The sequence below is a fragment of the Streptococcus penaeicida genome (assembly GCF_002887775.1).
In the GTDB taxonomy this organism is placed as follows: Bacteria; Bacillota; Bacilli; order Lactobacillales; family Streptococcaceae; genus Streptococcus; species Streptococcus penaeicida.
In genome coordinates this window covers 1-202 of record NZ_LOCM01000117.1, presented here as the reverse complement: position 1 = coordinate 202, position 202 = coordinate 1, and the positions used below count along the sequence as shown (strand labels likewise).

Below are 202 nucleotides of genomic sequence, written 5' to 3'. Positions count from 1 at the left end.
TAATTGACTAGCTTTTTAGTCCGAGTACAATTTTGATAATAGAAAAGTTTATTGACATAGAGGTAGACTTCTTGTTAAGATATAGTTATTCAATTTTGAGTGGACTAAAAAGTTAAGTGACGATAGCTAGGAGATACACCTGTACCCATGCCGAACACAGTAGTTAAGCCCTAGAACGCCTGAAGTAGTTGGGGGTTGCCCC

At 38.1% G+C, this 202-nt stretch carries 1 rRNA gene; it reads left to right on the top strand.

The features are described 5' to 3' along the window. Positions 1-112: 112 nt before the first annotated feature. Positions 113-202 (top strand): 5S ribosomal RNA (rrf, locus tag AT575_RS10515); the annotation flags it as partial.